The organism is uncultured Comamonas sp., assembly GCF_964277875.1.
GTDB lineage: Bacteria > Pseudomonadota > Gammaproteobacteria > Burkholderiales > Burkholderiaceae_C > Comamonas > Comamonas sediminis.
In genome coordinates, this window is the sequence record NZ_CAXYJV010000049.1 from 1 (window position 1) to 16239 (window position 16239).

General features: G+C 65.5%; 17 protein-coding genes. 8 read left to right on the plus strand and 9 right to left on the minus strand.

The window, feature by feature from the left end; genetic code table 11:
- Positions 1 to 933, minus strand: a 933-nt coding sequence (sucC, locus tag ACHWUQ_RS20400) for an ADP-forming succinate--CoA ligase subunit beta (protein WP_394682280.1), incomplete at its 3' end; no start/stop codon positions are given.
- Between the two features lie 560 nt (positions 934 to 1493).
- Between sucC and argC the strand changes: the two genes are divergently transcribed.
- From argC to ACHWUQ_RS20415, 3 genes are all read left to right on the plus strand, one after another.
- On the plus strand, positions 1494 to 2426 hold the full coding sequence (argC, locus tag ACHWUQ_RS20405; RefSeq protein WP_394682281.1) for an N-acetyl-gamma-glutamyl-phosphate reductase: 933 nt from the start codon (positions 1494 to 1496) through the stop codon (positions 2424 to 2426).
- A gap of 140 nt (positions 2427 to 2566) precedes the next feature.
- Positions 2567 to 3235 (plus strand): c-type cytochrome, encoded by a 669-nt coding sequence (locus tag ACHWUQ_RS20410; RefSeq protein WP_394682282.1) that lies wholly within the window; start codon positions 2567 to 2569, stop codon positions 3233 to 3235.
- 12 nt (positions 3236 to 3247) lie between these two features.
- Entirely contained in the window at positions 3248 to 4378 is a 1131-nt protein-coding gene (locus ACHWUQ_RS20415) for a c-type cytochrome (RefSeq protein WP_394682283.1), read from the plus strand.
- A 99-nt stretch (positions 4379 to 4477) separates the two neighbouring features.
- Here ACHWUQ_RS20415 and ACHWUQ_RS20420 read toward each other — a convergent pair whose 3' ends face one another.
- From ACHWUQ_RS20420 to ACHWUQ_RS20450, 7 genes are read right to left on the minus strand one after another with little or no spacing between them, the layout of a single operon-like run.
- A complete protein-coding gene (locus ACHWUQ_RS20420) occupies positions 4478 to 5539 on the minus strand; it encodes an ABC transporter substrate-binding protein (protein WP_312411961.1) in 1062 nt (353 codons plus the stop codon).
- Between the two features lie 11 nt (positions 5540 to 5550).
- Positions 5551 to 6675 (minus strand): NAD(P)/FAD-dependent oxidoreductase, encoded by a 1125-nt coding sequence (locus ACHWUQ_RS20425; RefSeq protein WP_394682284.1) that lies wholly within the window; start codon positions 6673 to 6675, stop codon positions 5551 to 5553.
- Positions 6668 to 8101 carry an FAD-dependent oxidoreductase gene (locus ACHWUQ_RS20430; protein WP_394682285.1) on the minus strand — a complete coding sequence of 478 codons (1434 nt, stop codon included), beginning with the start codon at positions 8099 to 8101 and terminating at the stop codon, positions 6668 to 6670. The genes ACHWUQ_RS20425 and ACHWUQ_RS20430 overlap by 8 nt, the downstream gene beginning before the upstream one ends.
- Complete coding sequence (locus ACHWUQ_RS20435; RefSeq protein ID WP_230779845.1) at positions 8098 to 8451, minus strand: (2Fe-2S)-binding protein; 354 nt, start codon at positions 8449 to 8451, stop codon at positions 8098 to 8100. The genes ACHWUQ_RS20430 and ACHWUQ_RS20435 overlap by 4 nt, the downstream gene beginning before the upstream one ends.
- Positions 8451 to 9245 carry an ABC transporter permease gene (locus tag ACHWUQ_RS20440; protein ID WP_394682286.1) on the minus strand — a complete coding sequence of 265 codons (795 nt, stop codon included), beginning with the start codon at positions 9243 to 9245 and terminating at the stop codon, positions 8451 to 8453. The genes ACHWUQ_RS20435 and ACHWUQ_RS20440 overlap by 1 nt, the downstream gene beginning before the upstream one ends.
- Before the next feature lie 17 nt (positions 9246 to 9262).
- Entirely contained in the window at positions 9263 to 10120 is an 858-nt protein-coding gene (locus ACHWUQ_RS20445; protein ID WP_239809838.1) for an ABC transporter permease, read from the minus strand.
- The gene (locus ACHWUQ_RS20450; RefSeq protein WP_394682287.1) at positions 10117 to 11190 is read right to left on the minus strand and encodes an ABC transporter ATP-binding protein; all 1074 of its coding nucleotides are present in this window, start codon (positions 11188 to 11190) and stop codon (positions 10117 to 10119) included. Before ACHWUQ_RS20450 ends, ACHWUQ_RS20445 begins: the two co-directional genes overlap by 4 nt.
- 200 nt (positions 11191 to 11390) lie before the next feature.
- Here ACHWUQ_RS20450 and ACHWUQ_RS20455 point away from each other — a divergent pair, with 200 nt between their 5' ends.
- The 5 genes from ACHWUQ_RS20455 (at position 11391) to yddG (ACHWUQ_RS20475) (ending at position 15707) form a co-directional block, all read left to right on the plus strand.
- Positions 11391 to 12236 (plus strand): IclR family transcriptional regulator, encoded by an 846-nt coding sequence (locus ACHWUQ_RS20455; protein WP_239809840.1) that lies wholly within the window; start codon positions 11391 to 11393, stop codon positions 12234 to 12236.
- A gap of 50 nt (positions 12237 to 12286) precedes the next feature.
- Entirely contained in the window at positions 12287 to 13243 is a 957-nt protein-coding gene (locus ACHWUQ_RS20460; protein WP_239809841.1) for a glyoxylate/hydroxypyruvate reductase A, read from the plus strand.
- Between the two features lie 168 nt (positions 13244 to 13411).
- A complete protein-coding gene (gene yddG / locus ACHWUQ_RS20465; RefSeq protein WP_239809842.1) occupies positions 13412 to 14350 on the plus strand; it encodes an aromatic amino acid DMT transporter YddG in 939 nt (312 codons plus the stop codon).
- A gap of 156 nt (positions 14351 to 14506) precedes the next feature.
- Entirely contained in the window at positions 14507 to 14656 is a 150-nt protein-coding gene (locus ACHWUQ_RS20470; protein WP_239809843.1) for a hypothetical protein, read from the plus strand.
- Between the two features lie 130 nt (positions 14657 to 14786).
- Positions 14787 to 15707, plus strand: coding sequence for an aromatic amino acid DMT transporter YddG (gene yddG, locus ACHWUQ_RS20475; RefSeq protein WP_394682288.1), 921 nt, complete (start codon positions 14787 to 14789; stop codon positions 15705 to 15707).
- Between the two features lie 20 nt (positions 15708 to 15727).
- Here yddG (ACHWUQ_RS20475) and ACHWUQ_RS20480 read toward each other — a convergent pair whose 3' ends face one another.
- A complete protein-coding gene (locus ACHWUQ_RS20480; RefSeq protein ID WP_394682289.1) occupies positions 15728 to 16207 on the minus strand; it encodes a VOC family protein in 480 nt (159 codons plus the stop codon).
- Positions 16208 to 16239 lie beyond the last annotated feature (32 nt).

Below are 16239 nucleotides of genomic sequence, written 5' to 3' on the forward strand. Positions count from 1 at the left end.
GACCTTGGGGTTCTTGAGCATGATCTTGAAGGCTTCGGTGACCTTCTCGGGGGTGGCACCGCCGCCCACGTCCAGGAAGTTGGCAGGCTCGCCGCCGAACAGCTTGATGGTGTCCATCGTGGCCATGGCCAGGCCAGCGCCGTTCACCAGGCAGCCGATGTTGCCGTCCAGGCTGATGTAGGCCAGGTCGAACTTCGAAGCTTCCACTTCAGCAGGATCTTCTTCGTCCAGATCGCGCAGGGCCACCAGTTCTGGGTGACGGAACAGCGCGTTGGGATCGAAGTTGAACTTGGAGTCCAGTGCAATCACGTTGCCCTTGGAGTCACGGTTCAGCGGGTTGATTTCCACCAGCGAAGCGTCCGTGTCCATGTAGCACTTGTACAGCTTTTGGCAGATATCGATGAACTGGGCCACCGAATCAGCAGGCATGCCGATGCCCTTGGCCAGCTCTTCACCATTGGCTTGCGTGAAGCCAGCAATGGGGTCGACCAGCACGGTGATGATCTTTTCAGGGGTGCTGTGCGCCACTTCCTCGATGTCCATGCCGCCTTCGCTCGAAGCGATGAAGGCCACCTTCTGCGTGCCACGGTCGGTCACGGCAGACAGGTAGTATTCCTGCTGGATGTCGGCACCGTCTTCGATGTACAGGCGGCGCACCTTCTGGCCTTCAGGGCCCGTCTGGTGGGTCACCAGCTGCATGCCGAGGATTTGCTCGGACAACGCCTTCACGTCGTCGATGGTCTTGGCAACCTTCACGCCACCGCCCTTACCGCGGCCACCTGCGTGAATCTGGGCCTTCACCACCCACACGGGGCCGCCCAGCTTCTGTGCTGCTTCCACTGCTTCTTGCACAGTGAAGGCGGGGATACCGCGCGGAACGGGCACGCCGAACTGACGCAAGATTTCCTTGCCTTGGTATTCATGAATTTTCATGATGTCTCTCAGTAAAACAAAATGGGAAAAAACCCGGCGGCCGAGCGCGCAGAACAAAGAACTCGCAAACAAGGCAGAAGGCCTGGCAGTCCGCGAATTTACCATGCTGCACTGCGCCATGGGCGGCAGCGCCTGCAGGAGCCCTAACGCGCTTCCGGGGTTTGGCAGCCGTTGGAATGCTTATAGCTATTATTTGTATAGCTAGCCAGCCATATTCAGCAGCCATCTCCGTCCAATGCGTCTGTCAGCCACTGCAGTCAACGCATGTCGGAGGCGGGCGCAAAACTTGTCTGTAAAAACCTCGGCAGTGCAGGATTTTTGGCACAACCGCCCAGTGCTGACCCCTTTTTGCGCTAGTGCGCACTGCGCTGGAGCCCGGCATCTGGCCATCGCAGACGCCACAACGGCATGCCCAGCGCACTTCGCGACCCCGCCTTGCGCACAGGCAAATTTGCCATCGTCCTGCACGTCTTGCGCAGCTTTGTATGACAATAAGCACTTTCCCGAACCCAAGTGCCCGCTGCCCGTGCAGGGGCCAACGCACAGCAGGAGTGATGGCAATGGCAAAAGTGTTTATCGACGGCGAAGCTGGCACCACCGGTCTGCAGATTCGCGAACGCCTGGTGGATATGCCCGGCGTGGAGTTGGTAAGCATTGCCCCCGAACTGCGCAAGGACCCTGCCGCCAAGCGCGCGCTGATCGCGGGCGTGGATCTGGTCATCCTGTGCCTGCACGACGATGCCGCCAAGGACACCACAGCCATGGTCGATGCCATCGAGCAGGAAACCGGCCGCAGCATCCGCATCATCGATGCCTCCACCGCCCACCGCGTCAACGACCAGTGGGTCTATGGCTTCCCCGAGCTGAGCGCAGGCCAGAAAGCCGCCGTGCAAGCGGCCAAGCGCGTCTCCAACCCCGGCTGCTATGCCACTGGTGCCATCGCCATTCTGCGCCCGCTGATCGATGCCGGCCTGGTCCCTGCCGATGCTGCGCTGGCACTGCCTTCGGTGTCCGGCTACTCCGGTGGCGGCCGCCAAATGATGGAAGCTTACGAGGCCGGCGGTGCCGCGCCTTATGAGGCCTATGCACTGGGCCTGACGCACAAGCACATCCCCGAAATCCTGAAATACACCGGACTGACCCGCCGCCCGGTGTTCATCCCTGCGGTCGGCAACTTCGCCCAGGGCATGCTGGTGCAGCTGCCGCTGCACCTCGATGAACTGCCCGGCAAGCCGCTGCTGAGCGACCTGCACAACGCCCTGGCCGCCCACTACGCCCAAACCAACCAGGACGAGCAATGGGTGCAGGTGCTGCCGCCTACTGACGACAACAAGCTGGCCGCCGATACCTTGGCGGGCACCAACAAGCTGGAAATCCGCGTGTTCGGCAATGAACAGCTGCGCCAGGCCGTGGTCATCGCCCGCCTGGACAACCTGGGCAAGGGCGCCAGCGGCGCAGCGGTGCAAAACCTCAAGTTGATGCTGGGCCTCTGAGTCCGAGACCGCTTCCCCCCACCAAGCCGCTTGCCAGCGGCTTTTTTCATGTGCGCAAGGTGGGCAACACCATCGGCATTGGCCGACACTGCCCCAGGCCATCCCTGCCTACCATCTGTCCAAACTACAGCCATAACACGATGAGACACACTCCCACGCGCATGCTGCGCCGGCTTGGCGCAGTCTGGCCCTGGGCGCTGTTGCTGTGCGCCGCTGCCCAGGCCCAAACCGCCAACCCCCAGCAAGGTGAACAGATCGCCAACAACGGCTTGCCGCCCACCGTGGCCTCCTGCGCCAGCTGCCATGGCGCCAAAGGCCAGGGCATGGCCGCCTTCCCGCCGCTGGCCGGCCAGGGCAGCAGCTATCTGCGCAGCCAGTTGGATGCCTTTGCCGATGGCTCGCGCGGCAACCCCATCATGGCGCCCATTGCCAAGGGCTTGACCTCGCAGCAGCGCGCCGATGTCGCTGCTTACTTTGCCAGCCTGCCATCGGGCATCGCCGCCTCACCCAGCCAGGCCGGTGCCAAAGACAAGGGCGCCTGGCTGGTGGAGCGTGGCCGCATGCAAGAGGGCATCCCCGCCTGCAACAGCTGCCACGGGCCCGGTGGGGCTGGCGTGGGTGCGCATTTCCCCGCCATTGCCAAACTCAGCGCCGGTTATATGCAAGCGCAGATCGATGCCTGGAAAAAAGGCAGCCGCCCGCCCGGGCCGCTAGGCCTCATGGAAGGCATTGCCAAAAAGCTCAGCAGCGATGATGTCAACGCCATCGCCCAGTACTACGCCGGCGCCTCGGGCGCTGCCCAGCGTTGAGCGGAGAACAGCATGGATTACCAGCGCCCCAACCATCTGGAAACGCCCGAGGAGCAGGCCCGCGTCCAGCACAGCGAGTGGCAGTACCTCAAGATCTTTGTGGTGGTCGTCGTTGCCATCGTGCTCGTGGCCGCCATCAGCTTTGGGGTGCAGGTGAACAAAAGCATGGGCGAGCTGGCCGATGAGCGGCCCGCCGCAGCGCCCGCCCAGACCGCGCAAAAACCAGCAGCAGCTCCCGCCAGCCCCAACCCGGCACCCGCTACTGCCGCAGCGGATGCACCCAAGCCAGCACCTGCAGCTGCCACGCCCGCCGCCAGCGCAGCCAAAGCGCCAACTGCAGCCAGCACTGCCGCCTTCGCCCCACCCGCTGCCGATGCGATTCCCGAAGGCCCGATGGGCGATGTGATCCGCCGGGGCGAGCAGATCTTTCTGCACACCAGCACCCAGGCCAAGGCCTTTGTCGGCAATACGCTCAACTGCGTCAACTGCCACCTGGATGCAGGGCGCGCTGCCGACTCCGCGCCGCTGTGGGGCGCCTACACCCAATACCCCGCCTACCGCAGCAAGACCAAGAGCGTCGATACCTTCTCCGAGCGGCTGCGCGGCTGCTTCATGTACAGCATGAACGGCAAGGCCCCGCCCCCTGGTGATGAGGTGCTGGTGGCACTGGAGGCCTATGCCTATTGGATGTCCAAGGGCGCGCCGGTGGGCGAGAAGCTGCCCGGCGCCAGCTACCCCAAGCTGGCCAAACCCGCCCAGGCGCCCGACTATGCACGCGGCCAGAAAGTGTTCAACGCCCAGTGCGCGCTGTGCCATGGCGATGACGGCCAGGGCCAGCGCAGCGGCGATGTGCAGGTCTTCCCGCCGCTGTGGGGCAAGCAGTCGTACAACTGGGGCGCCGGCATGCATGAGGTGGACAAGGCAGCCGGCTTCATCCAGGCCAATATGCCGCTGGGCAAGGGCCATACGCTCAGCGACCAGGATGCCTGGGATGTGGCCACCTACATCAACAGCCACGAGCGCCCGCAGGATCCGCGCTTTACCGGCAACATCGAAGACACGCGCAAGCGCTTCCACGACAGCGCGTTCTCGCTCTACGGCCAGACCGTCAACGGCCAGCCACTGGGCCAGGGCACAAAATAAAAAGCTGCCCACGCCGATCCGGTGAAGGGCATGCGTTGGCAGCTTTGCTATCGGTCCCGCCAGGTGCCGGGTGCTATCGCGCCAGGCACCTGCCGGCTGTCAGCGCTCCACCGTGCGGTTCCAGCGCTTGTTCCATTCGGGGCGGTCGGCGTTGACCACATCCCAGTCCACAGCCACGGCGTTCTTCAGGATGGCGTTCATCTTGTTCTGCTCTTCGGCCGGCTTGCCTTGCAGCTTGGTCTTGGGGTTCACCGGGTTGTAGCTGCCATTTTCCATCGCCAGCGCCTGGGCTTCAGGGCTCACCAGGTACTCCACCAGCTTTTGCGCCAGATCGGACTCGGGGTTGTTGTTGAGCACGCACATGGCGGTCATCAGCACCACCGCGCCTTCCTTGGGCGCCACATATTCCATCGGGATGCCCTTGGACTTCATCAGCTCGGCCTGCGTCAGGGTGTAGGGGAAGATGGCCGCATCACCGGCCTGCATCATCTCCACCACCTTGGACGAATTGGGGATGTACTCCACCACGTTCGGGCCAATCGTCGTCGGCCAGGCCTTGAAGGCCGGGTCCACATTCTTCTCGGTGCCGCCCTTGAGGCGGTTGAACATCAGGAAGGCATGCAGGCCAAACGACGATGCCGGCATCGATTGCACGACCACCTTGCCCTTGAGCTTGGGGTCCGCCAGGTCGTTCCAGGAAGTGGGCGCCGCCCAGCCCTTGTCGGCAAACATCTTGGTGTTGTAGGCCAGGCCGGTCAGGCCCATCGACAGGCCAATCGCGCTGTCCTTGATCTTGGCGATGGCCGGAATGTCGCCGTAGCTGGCAGCGGGCTTGAGCTTCTCGCACAGGCCCATGCTGATGGCGCGGTACATCACGCCGTCATCCAGGGTCATGACCTGCATCTGGGCCTTGTCCTTGGAGGCCTGGGCCTTGGCCAGGATGTCGGTCGAGGTGCCCGGCACCACCACCACCTTGACGTTGTTGGCCTTCTCGAATGCGGGGAACACGAACTGCGAATAGGTGCGCTCCATGTTGCCGCCATTCATGCCGATGTAAATGGTTTTGGTCTGCGCCTGCACCGCGCTGGCCGCAGCCACCACAGAGGCCAACAGGGCGATGGCGCGCACAGGGGTTTTGAGGGTCGTCGTCCAAGAAGACATGTGGATTCCTTTCAGGTAGAACATGCGGGGTCGGTAAATCGGTCTATGCGGAAAGCGTCAATCGGCGTGCTGCTGCGGCCCTCGGCGATCAGCTCGGCCATCACATCGCCCACGCCCGGCCCCAGCTGGAAGCCACCGCCGGCAAAACCGAAGGCATGGTAGAGGCCGGCCTGGCGGCTGCTGGCACTGATGATAGGCTCGTGGTCAGGCAAGGCGCCCTCATTGCCGCTCCAGGTGCGGATCAGCTGGGCGTTCTTCAACTGGGGCAGCAGCTCCACCAGCTGCGGCAGCTGTGCCCAGACGGTGGTGTGGCGGTTGCGGGCGCGGGTGTCGTCCAGCACCAGGCCGGGCCCGCCGCCAAACACCACATTGCCCCGGCGCACCTGGCGGCAGTAGATGCTGCCGCCTTCCACGCCCAGGCTCCAGTGCAAGAAGAACGGCAAGGGCTCGGTCACCCCCATCGCCGGTGGCCGGATGCGCATGGGCACCGGCTCGCCGCACTGCTCGGCAAACTGGCCGGCCCAGGCACCTGCAGCGTTGACCACCACATTCGCGCGGATCTCCATCTCCGGCGTGCGCACCACAAAGCGCTGGCCATTGTGCGCCACTTCCAGCACCGGCGTGTGCTCGAACACCTGGGCACCGGCCCGCGCGGCCGCCGTGGCAAAGGCCGGGGACAGCAGGCGCGGATTGGCCTGGCCGTCATCCGGGCAGAAGGAGCCGCCCACCACCTTGGCGCCGCCGACCGGAAAGCGCTTGTGCAGCGCCGCGCCGTCGAGCAGCTGCAGGTCCAGCCCGCAGTCGCGCGTCTTCTCGGCATACCGCACGAGGGATTCCATGTCCGCCTGCGAGCGGGCAATCTTGAAGTGGCCCGAGCGCTCGTACTCGGCCTCGGTGCCGATCAGTTCGGTCAGCCGCCCCCAGTGCTGGTGGGCGCGCTGGGACAGCGGCAGCATCGCCAACGAGCGGCCCTGGCGGCGCACACCGCCAAAGTTGACGCCGCTGGAACGGGAGCCGCAAAGATCGCGCTCGAGCATCACCACCTGGATGCCGCGCCGGCGCAGAAAGAGCGCCGTGCTCGCACCCATGATGCCGCCGCCGATCACCACCACCTCGGTGGCCAGTTGCTTAACCATGGGAGGCCTCCTGGTCCTGCGGCAGCACCGTCATGTCCAGCGGCAGCGGCTTGATCGGCGCCTGGCCCCGGATGCGGCCGATCTGCGCCACCGGCACCTTCAAGGTGTCGGCCAGGATCTCGGTTGCCGCCACGCCGCACATGCGGCCCTGGCAGCGGCCCATGCCCACCCGGCACAGCGCCTTGATGCGGTTGATATCGCCCTGCGGCTGGGTCGCCGCAGTGGCGCGCAGCTCGCCAGCGGTGATGTTTTCGCAGCGGCAGACCACCAGCTCGTCCGGTGCACGCGCGGCCCAGTCGTCGGGAAAGGGAAACGCCACCTCCAGCGCCTGGCGGAACTGCTGCGTCTTGTCCAGCTGCTCGCGCAGCCTGGCCTGGCGCGCTGTATCGGTCGCAATGCCCCGGTCCTGCAGCAAAGCCAGCGCAGCCAGCTCGCCGGACATCTCGGCCGCATCGGCGCCCATGATGCCGGCGCCATCGCCGGCCAAATAGACACCGGGCACACTGCTGCGCCGGTCGGCATCGATCTGCGGCACATAGCAGCGGTGCAGCGGTGCAAAGGCGAATTCGCAGCCCAGCAGGTCGGCCAGCTGCGTCTCGGGCCGCAGCGCATAGCCCAGGCCGATGGCGCTGCAGGCAGTGCGCTGCTCGGCGCCCTGTGCATCCTTCCACACCAGCGCCTGCACCCTGTCGGCGCCTTCGGCGCGCAGCAGCTGCACGCCATGGTGCACCGGCACGTCGTGGAACATCAGCCAGCTCACCAAGTACAGGCCCTTGGCGGCCACTGCCGGCTGGGCCAGCATCGCGGGCGCAGCCTTGTAGCGCTGCACGGCCGGGGCGGTGTCCAGCACCGCCAGCACCCGGCCGCCCGCCTTGGCATATTGGTAGGCCACTAGGTAGAGCAAGGGGCCGGTGCCGGCAAACACCACCGCATCGCCAATCGCACAGCCCTGGTACTTGAGGGCCACCTGGGCGCCGCCCAAGGTGTAGACACCGGGCAGGGTCCAGCCGGGCAACGGCAATACACGGTCAGTGGCACCGGTGGCCACGATCAGATCGCGCCAGCGCAGGCTGTCTGCCGTGCGCTGCGCCGTGTGCAGCAGGTCCAGGCTGTGGCCCTGGGCGTTCCAGACCAGGGTGTCGGGCCGGTAGTCCAGCTGCGGGCGCAGGCGGTCAAAGGTCTGGTGCAGGTCGCTGGCGCGGCCGTGCTCAAAGCCATACAGGTCCTTGGGCTTGCGGCTGAAGCCATCGGGCTGGCGGCGGTAGATCTGGCCACCGGCCTTGGGCGCCTCGTCAATGACAACCGGGCGCAGGCCGTGGGCCAGCAGGGTTTGTGCGGCACGGATGCCGGCAGGCCCGGCGCCCACGATGACGGGCGGGCCGTCTGCGGGCCGGGGGTCGTCCAGGTAGAAATCGCTGGCAATCATGGTTGCACCTGGGTGGCGGTAGCTTGGGCCACGGCCTCTGCCGTGGTGCAGATCTGCATGCCCGGCTGCAGCAAGGTGGAGCAGGCGCGCAGCTTGCGGCCGGCCTGCTCGCCGCCGAGGGTGACCCAGCAGTCCTGGCAGGCGCCCATCATGCAAAAGCCAGCGCGCGGGCTATGGGCAAACTCATGGCTGCGCAGCTGGGCCGACTGGGTCAGCACCGCCGTCAGCACCGTGTCGCCCTGCAACGCCTGGGCAGGCTGGCCGTTGAGCACAAACTGCAGCGGCTGGCGGCCCTGCTCCTTGAGGCGCTGCAGCTGGCCGGCCGGCAAAAGAGGGATTGCGTGTGCCATCAGTGCTTGCCAATCAGGATGCGGTCCAGACCATAGACCTTGTCGAGCAGGAGCATCAACCCCAAGGTGATGAACACGATCAGCGCCGATACCGCTGCCATCATCGGGTCCAGCGACTCGGTGGCATACATGTACATGCGCACCGGCAAGGTCACCGTGCTGGGCGAGACCACAAAGATCGACATGGTCAGCTCGTCAAAGCTGTTGATGAAGGCCAGCAGCCAGCCGCCGGTGATGCCGGGCAGGATCATCGGCAAGGTGATGCGCTTGAACACCGTGGCATTGCTGGCGCCCAGCGAGTAGGCGGCCTGCTCGGCGCTGCGGTCAAAGCCGATCAGCGCGGCCATCACCAGGCGCATGGTGTAGGGCATCACCACCAGCGCATGGGCAAAGATCAGCCAGCCAAAGCTGCCCTGGCCGCCCACGAGCGAGAACATGCGCAGCATGGCCACACCCAGCACCAGGTGGGGAATGATCAGCGGCGACAGGAACAGCGCCTGCAGCGCGCCACGGCCGGGGATCTCATAGCGCACCAGCGCAATGGCGGCGGGCACAGCCAGCGCGGTGGAGATGGACGCGGCGGCGACGGCCAGGCCCAGGCTGTTCCAGAACGACTGGACAAAGTCGGCATGGTGCAGCACCTGCTCGAACCAGCGCAGCGAGAAGCTGGTGGTCGGCAGGGTCAAGGTTTCAGCCGGGGTGAAGGCCACCAGGCAGACGATGACCAGCGGCGCCAGCATGAAGATGATGACCAGCGCGTTGAAGATGAGGGCAATGGGTCCGTTTTTTTGCATGTCAGTCACCTCGCCTCTCAGCCCAGGGTCTTCTTGTAGCGGCCTTCAACCATGCGGTTCCAGCCCAGCATGATCACCAGATTGGCGGCCAGCAGCACAAAGGCGATGGCTGCGCCCAGCGGCCAGTTCAGCTCGTGCAGGTATTCGTCATAGATCAGGGTGGCGACCATCTTGACCCGACGCCCGCCCAGCAGGCCGGGAATCGCAAACGAGCTGGCCGCCAGGCCGAACACGATCAGGCTGCCCGACAGAATGCCGGGCAGCACCTGCGGAAACACCACGCGGCGCAAGGTGGTGAAGTGCGAGGCACCCAGCGACAGCGAGGCGCTTTCGACCGAAGGATCGAGCTTTTGCAGCGAGGTCCAGACGGGGATCACCATGAAGGGCAGCATCACATGCACCAGTGCAATGACGATGGCCGTCTCGTTGTAGAGCAGCTTGACCGGGCCGATGCCCACGAGGCGGAAGATGTCGTTGATCAGCCCCTCGGGGCCGAGCAGCATGCTCCAGCCAAAGGCCCGCACCACCACCGAGATCAGCAGCGGCGCCAGGATGATCAGCAAGAAGATGGAGCGCCACGGCGCGCGCATCTTGCTCAGGATGTAGGCCTCGGGCGCGCCGATGGCGATGCAGATCAAGGTGACCAGGCCCGAAATCCACAGGGTGCGCCAGAAGATCTCGTAGTAGTAGCTGTCGGTGACGATGTGCACATAGTGCTCGACCGTGAAGCTGCCCGCGACCGGACCGGTGTCCACGTTGTAGGCATTGAAGGACAGGATGGTCGTCAGCAGCAGCGGCACCGCCAGCATCACCGCAAACAGCAGCAGCGCCGGCGCGCTCATGGCCCAGGGGGCCCAGGTGCGGCGCTCGCTCATACGGCCACCCCGTCACCGGCGATCAGGCGCACATTGCGGTCGGACCAGTCAATGCCCACCTGGCTGCCCACCTGGTGGGGTGCCTCGCCATCGTTGGCTGCCGTCACGGTGATGCTGCCCAGCGGGCATTCCACCGTGTAGAGCCAGAGGTTGCCCAGGAAGAAGCGCTCGCGCACGGTGCCCTGGGTGCGGCCGGCCGAGGTGGCCGAGAGCTGGATTTTCTCGGGGCGCAGGCCCAGCAGCAAACGCGTGCCATGGCTGGCGGCTGCGGCCGGCACATCCTGCACCGCCATCTGCACATCGCCCACATGCGCCAGCCACTGGCCGCCCTGGGCATGCACGGTGGCCTGCAGCAGGTTGGCCTTGCCGACAAAGGTGGAGATAAAGGCGTTGTGCGGGTGCTCGTACACCGTGTGCGGCGTATCCACCTGGGTGATGCGGCCAGCCTCCATCACCACCACGCGGTCGCTGATCGACATGGCTTCGCTCTGGTCATGGGTCACCATGATGGTGGTCGTGCCCACCTTGCGCTGGATCTCGCGCAGCTCGAACTGCATCTCCTCGCGCAGCTTGGCATCCAGGTTGGACAGCGGTTCATCGAGCAGCAGCACCGGGGGCTTGATGACCAGCGCCCGGGCCAGCGCCACGCGCTGGCGCTGGCCACCCGACAGTTCACGCGGGTAACGGTCGGCATAGGGGCCCAGGTGCACCAGGGCCAGTGCCTCGGTGGCGCGCTCGCTGCGCTCGGGCTGCGCCACCTTGCGCATCTCCAGACCGAACTCGACGTTCTCGCGCACGGTCATGTGCGGAAACAGCGCATAGGTCTGGAACACGATGCCCAGGCCGCGCTCATTGGCCTTGGCGCGGGTGATGTCCTTGCCATCCAGCTCGATGCGGCCTTCGGTCACATCCACAAAGCCGGCAATCATCTGCAGGCTCGTGGTCTTGCCGCAGCCCGAGGGGCCGAGCAAGGAGACGAACTCGCCCTTTTGCACATCCAGGTTGAACTGGCTGACCACCCGGTTGGGGCCGTACTGTTTGGAGACGTTGTGGAGACGCAGAAAACTCATGGAAATCACCTCGGTGGCACAGGGTTGCAGGGCCCGTCGGCCATGTCGCAGGGATGAACGACATTTGCAACTATTTATCTATTTTCGGAATGTGGTTTGAATTCATACACGGTGTAAACACTGATAATGGAAGATAAATTTGATTTATTCCGATAAATGGAATAAAAACGAGTGTCGCAGAATTTTTATTCCGGAAAACCATGAGCACAGACACCTCTGAGGACAACAGCCACCAGCGCGGCACCCTGCATCGCAGCTTTTTGGTGATGCGCGCGCTGGCCGCGCACCAGAACGAAGGTGTGCGGGTCACCCACCTGGCCAAGGAAATCGGCCTGACCCAGGCCACCACCCACCGGCTGCTGCAGGGCCTGATCCAGGAGGGCATGGTCGAGCAGGACCAGGTGCACAAGCTCTACCGGCTGAGCCTGGATCTGTTCTCGCTGGCCGCCCAGGCCGGTGCGGTGAGCGACCTGCGCAGCCTGGCGCGCCCGGTGCTGCTGCGCCTGTGCGCCAGCCTCAATGACACGGTGATCCTGATGGTGCGCTCGGGCTTCGACGCGGTCTGCCTGGACCGCATCGAAGGCCAGTTCCCCATCCGCACCTTTACCGGCGATATCGGCGGCCGTGTGGCGCTGGGCGTGGGCCAGGGCTCGCTGGTCATCCTGGCCAACCTGCCCGAGGCCGAGCGCGAGGAGGTGCTGCGCTTCAACCTGCCGCGCATGCAGCACTACAACGTCTATGACGAGGTCTACATGCGCACCGAGATCGACAAGGCGCACCGCCAGGGCTATACCGCGAAGAACTCCGGCCTGCTCGAAGGCATGGCCGGCCTGGCGGTGCCGGTGTTTGACCGCAATGGCCAGGTGGTGGCCGCGCTGTCGATCGGCACGCACACCGCGCGCCTGAGCGACGAGCGCCTGCCCATCGTGCGCGACATGCTGCTGCGCGAAGCCAAGACCTTGAGCGCGCAGATCAACCCCTTTGACCCGACCCTGCGCCACCCGATGCATGCGATCTCCACCGGGGACCGCACCCGCTCGATGTGAGCCCGGCCCTGCCACCTTCCGTCTTTCTGCACTTCAACGCATCCCACGCCATGGACCCCAGCACCCCCTTGCACCTCATCATCAAAAGCGGCGGCAGCGCCGCCATTCCGGAATGGACGGCGCTGTTTGCCGAGTTCGCGCCCCATGTGGTCGTGCATGACTGGAACACGCCGCCCGCCGACCGCAGCCTGGTGGATTTTGCGATGGTCTGGGAGCCCGATACCGGCGTGCTGGCCAGCTTTCCGCAGCTCAAGGCCATCTTCAGCTCGGCGGCCGGCGTGGACCATATCCTGGCCGACGGCGACCTGCCAGCCCACCTGCCCATCGTGCGCATGGTGACGGGCGAATCACAGCAGCGCATGGCCGAGTTCTGCCTGATGGCCACCCTGATGCTGCAAAAGAACATGCCCCGCGCACTGGCCCAGCACCGCCAGCAGCAGTGGATCGAGTTCAACCCGCCCTATGTGGCCAGCGAGCTGCGCGTGGGCATTCTGGGCCTGGGCACCCTGGGCGCTGCAGCCGCGCAGATGCTGCGCGCCGTCGGCTACCCGGTGCAAGGCTGGTCGCAAACACGCAAGCAAATCGAGGGCGTGACCAGCTACTGCGGCCAGGACGAGCTGCCAGAATTTCTGCGCAGCAGCCAGGTGCTCATCTGCCTGCTGCCCGATACGCCCTCGACCCGGGGCATTCTGAATGCCGCGCTGTTTGCCCAGCTGCCGGCCGGCGCCCAGCTGGTCAATGCGGGCCGGGGCACCCAGCTCAACAGTACTGATCTGGTGGCCGCGCTCGACAGCGGCCAATTGGCCGGCGCACTGCTGGACGTGACCGAGCCCGAACCCTTGCCGGCCGACTCGCCGCTGTGGACGCATCCCCGCGTCATCCTCACGCCGCACATCGCCGCCAGCGCCAGCCGCCGCGCCAAGGCACGCCAGGTGGCCCTGTCGATGGCGCAGTGGCAGGCCGGGCAGGCGCTGGACAACTGCTTTGACCGGGCGCGCGGTTACTGATCCAGGCCGATGAAGGAAGCCGGCCAGGGCGCCTCTAGCCGGGCCGATGCAGCGCAGCCGCTGGCCGCATATCCGAGCGTTTTGCAGTGCCAAGCCCTCAGCAAAACCAAGGCTGCCCAATAGCCGCTAGGATGCGAGCCGCCCTCGTCTGCATCCCCCCCTCCTCCCATGTCCACCCCTCCTCTTGTGCCCAGCCAGCGCGCGACGCTGATTGGGCTTTCTGCCGTGCTCTGCTGGTCTGCACTGGTGAGCCTGTTCCGCAGTGTTGCGGAACACCTGGGGGCGATAGGCGGGGCCGCCTGCGTGTTTTCGCTCAGCGCCTTTCTCGTCACCTGGCGCTTTGGCCTGCCGCGCGCCGCGCAGCTCAAGGCCATGCACCCGGCCTACCTGCTGGGCTGCGGCCTGCTGTTTGTGCTCAACGAAATCGCTTTTTCGCTGTCGCTGGGCTGGGCCAGCCACCGGGGCCAGACCCTGGAGCTGGGCATGATCAACTACCTCTGGCCCAGCCTGACCCTGGTGATGGCCACGGTGATGGGCCTGCAGCGTTTTCGCGCCGGCCTGGTGCCGGGGGTGCTGCTGTCGATGGCGGGCATTGTGCTGGTGGTCAAGGGCGACAACGCGCTGTCGCTGGCCAGCCTCTGGGCCAATGTGCAAAGCAACCCGCTGGCCTATGCGCTGGCCTTGTGTGCAGCCTGCCTCTGGCCCTGCTATTCGGTGGTGTCCAAGCGCTACACCCAAGGCGCCAATGCGCTGCCGGCCTTCCTCTGGGCTGTGGCCGCCGTGCTCTGGATCAAATACGCGCTCAGCCCTGAACCACCGCTGCGCTTTACGCTGCCGGCGCTGCTGCAGCTGGGCTTGCTCAGCGGCCTGACAGCCCTGGGCTACAGCTGCTGGGACCACGGCCTGCGCGCCGGCAACCTCACGGTGATGGCCGTGGGCTCCTACTTCACGCCGGTGCTGTCTGCGTTGGTGGGAACCCTCTGGCTGCAGGTGCAGCCATCGTGGAGCTTTTGGCAAGGCGTGCTGCTGGTCACACTGGGCTCGCTGGTCTGCTGGTGGACCACCCGCAGCCCGGCGCCAGCCGACATCAAAAAGCTGGCGGGCTGAGGGCCGCACGCCGTCCAGCACTGCGCGCTCATCACCCGGGCCGGGCAGCATCGCCAGCCCTTGTATACACATGCAAACACCTAGGTGGCGCCCCATCGCCAATGGCGGGCACCGCACTATAGTGGGCGGGTTGCCCGCGTTTTTTCCGAACTGCCCATGGACTACACCCGCCCCAACCATATCCCCACCACCGCCGAGCAAGAGGCCGAAAAGCGCCTGGAGCTGCGCGGCCTGATCGCATTTGCGGCGCTGACCGTCGTGGCCACCATCGCCGCCGCCCTGGTCTTTGGCAGCCACATCGTTTAAAGACACCGCAACCCAACGCCCCACTGCGCCCGCCCGCCTGGCACCGCCATGCGGTAGCGTGGCTGCAGCGCTGCGCTTTTCCGGCTAGGATGCAGGGCGCCTTCCGCTCCCTCTGCACCTGCCCGCGTCCATGTCTTCCTCTCCGATTCCCGCTCCCCAGGCCTCTTCGCAGCGCGCCACCCTGATTGGCCTGTCGGCCGTGCTGTGCTGGTCCACGTCGGTGGGCCTGTTCCGCAGCGTGGCTGAGCACCTGGGCCCCATTGGCGGGGCCGCGGCGGTGTTTACGTTGGGGGCCTTGCTGGTGACGTTGCGCTTTGGCATGCCGCGCCTGGCCCAGCTGCGCGCCATGCACCCGGCCTATCTCTGGGGCTGTGGCCTGCTGTTTGTGCTCTATGAGATCGCACTGTCGCTGTCGCTGGGCTTTGCCAGCAACCGCAGCCAGACCCTGGAGCTGGGGATGATCAACTACCTCTGGCCGAGCCTGACGATCGTGCTGGCGACCGCCTTTGGGCTGCAGCGCTTTCGCGCCGGCCTGGTGCCGGGGGTCTTGCTGGCCATGGCCGGCATTGTGCTGGTGCTCAAGGGGGACAGCGCGCTGTCCATCGCCAGCCTGTGGGCCAATGTGCAAAGCAACCCGCTCGCCTATGGCCTGGCGTTTTCGGCCGCCTGGCTCTGGCCCTGCTACTCGGTCATGGCCAAGCGCTATGCCCATGGCGCCAATGCGCTGCCTGCATTTCTCTGGGCCGTCGGGGCGGTGCTGTGGGTCAAGTACGCACTCAGCGCAGAGCCGGCGCTGCAGTTCTCGCTGCCCGCCGCCGCTCAGCTGTGCCTGCTCAGCGGCCTCACCGCCCTGGGCTACAGCTGCTGGGACCATGGCCTGCGCGCCGGCAACCTCACGGTGATGGCCGTGGGTTCCTACTTCACCCCCGTGCTGTCCGCGCTGGTCGGCACCGTCTGGCTGCAGGTGCAGCCCTCCTGGAGCTTTTGGCAAGGGGTGGTGCTGGTAACGGCCGGCTCGCTGATCTGCTGGTGGTGTACCCGCAGCAAGTAGAACGAAACAGCGCTGATGGCTCAGCCCTTGCGCGCCGCCTCCAGCGCGGCGATATCGATCTTGGTCATGCCCATCATCGCCTCAAAGACGCGCTTGGCGGCTGCGCGGTCGGGGTCGGACAGTGCAGCGGTCAGCATGCGCGGGGTGATTTGCCAGGAGATGCCCCAGCGGTTCTTGCACCAGCCGCAGGCGCTTTCCTGCCCGCCATGGCCGACGATGGCGTTCCACAGGCGGTCGGTCTCGGCCTGGTCGTCGGTGGCGATCTGGAAGGAAAAGGATTCGTTGTGCTGAAAATGCGGGCCGCCGTTGAGCCCTATGCACGGAACACCGGCCACATGGAACGCCACGACCAGCACATCGCCCTGCTTGCCATCGGGGTAATCGCCCGGCGCGCGGTGCACGGCGCCTACCGAGCTGTCGGGAAAAGTCTGGGCGTAGAACTGCGCGGCATCCAGCGCATCACCCCGGTACCAGAGGCATACGGTATTTTTCGCGGTCATCATCGGTCTCCTGTTTGCACAGACGACCAGCC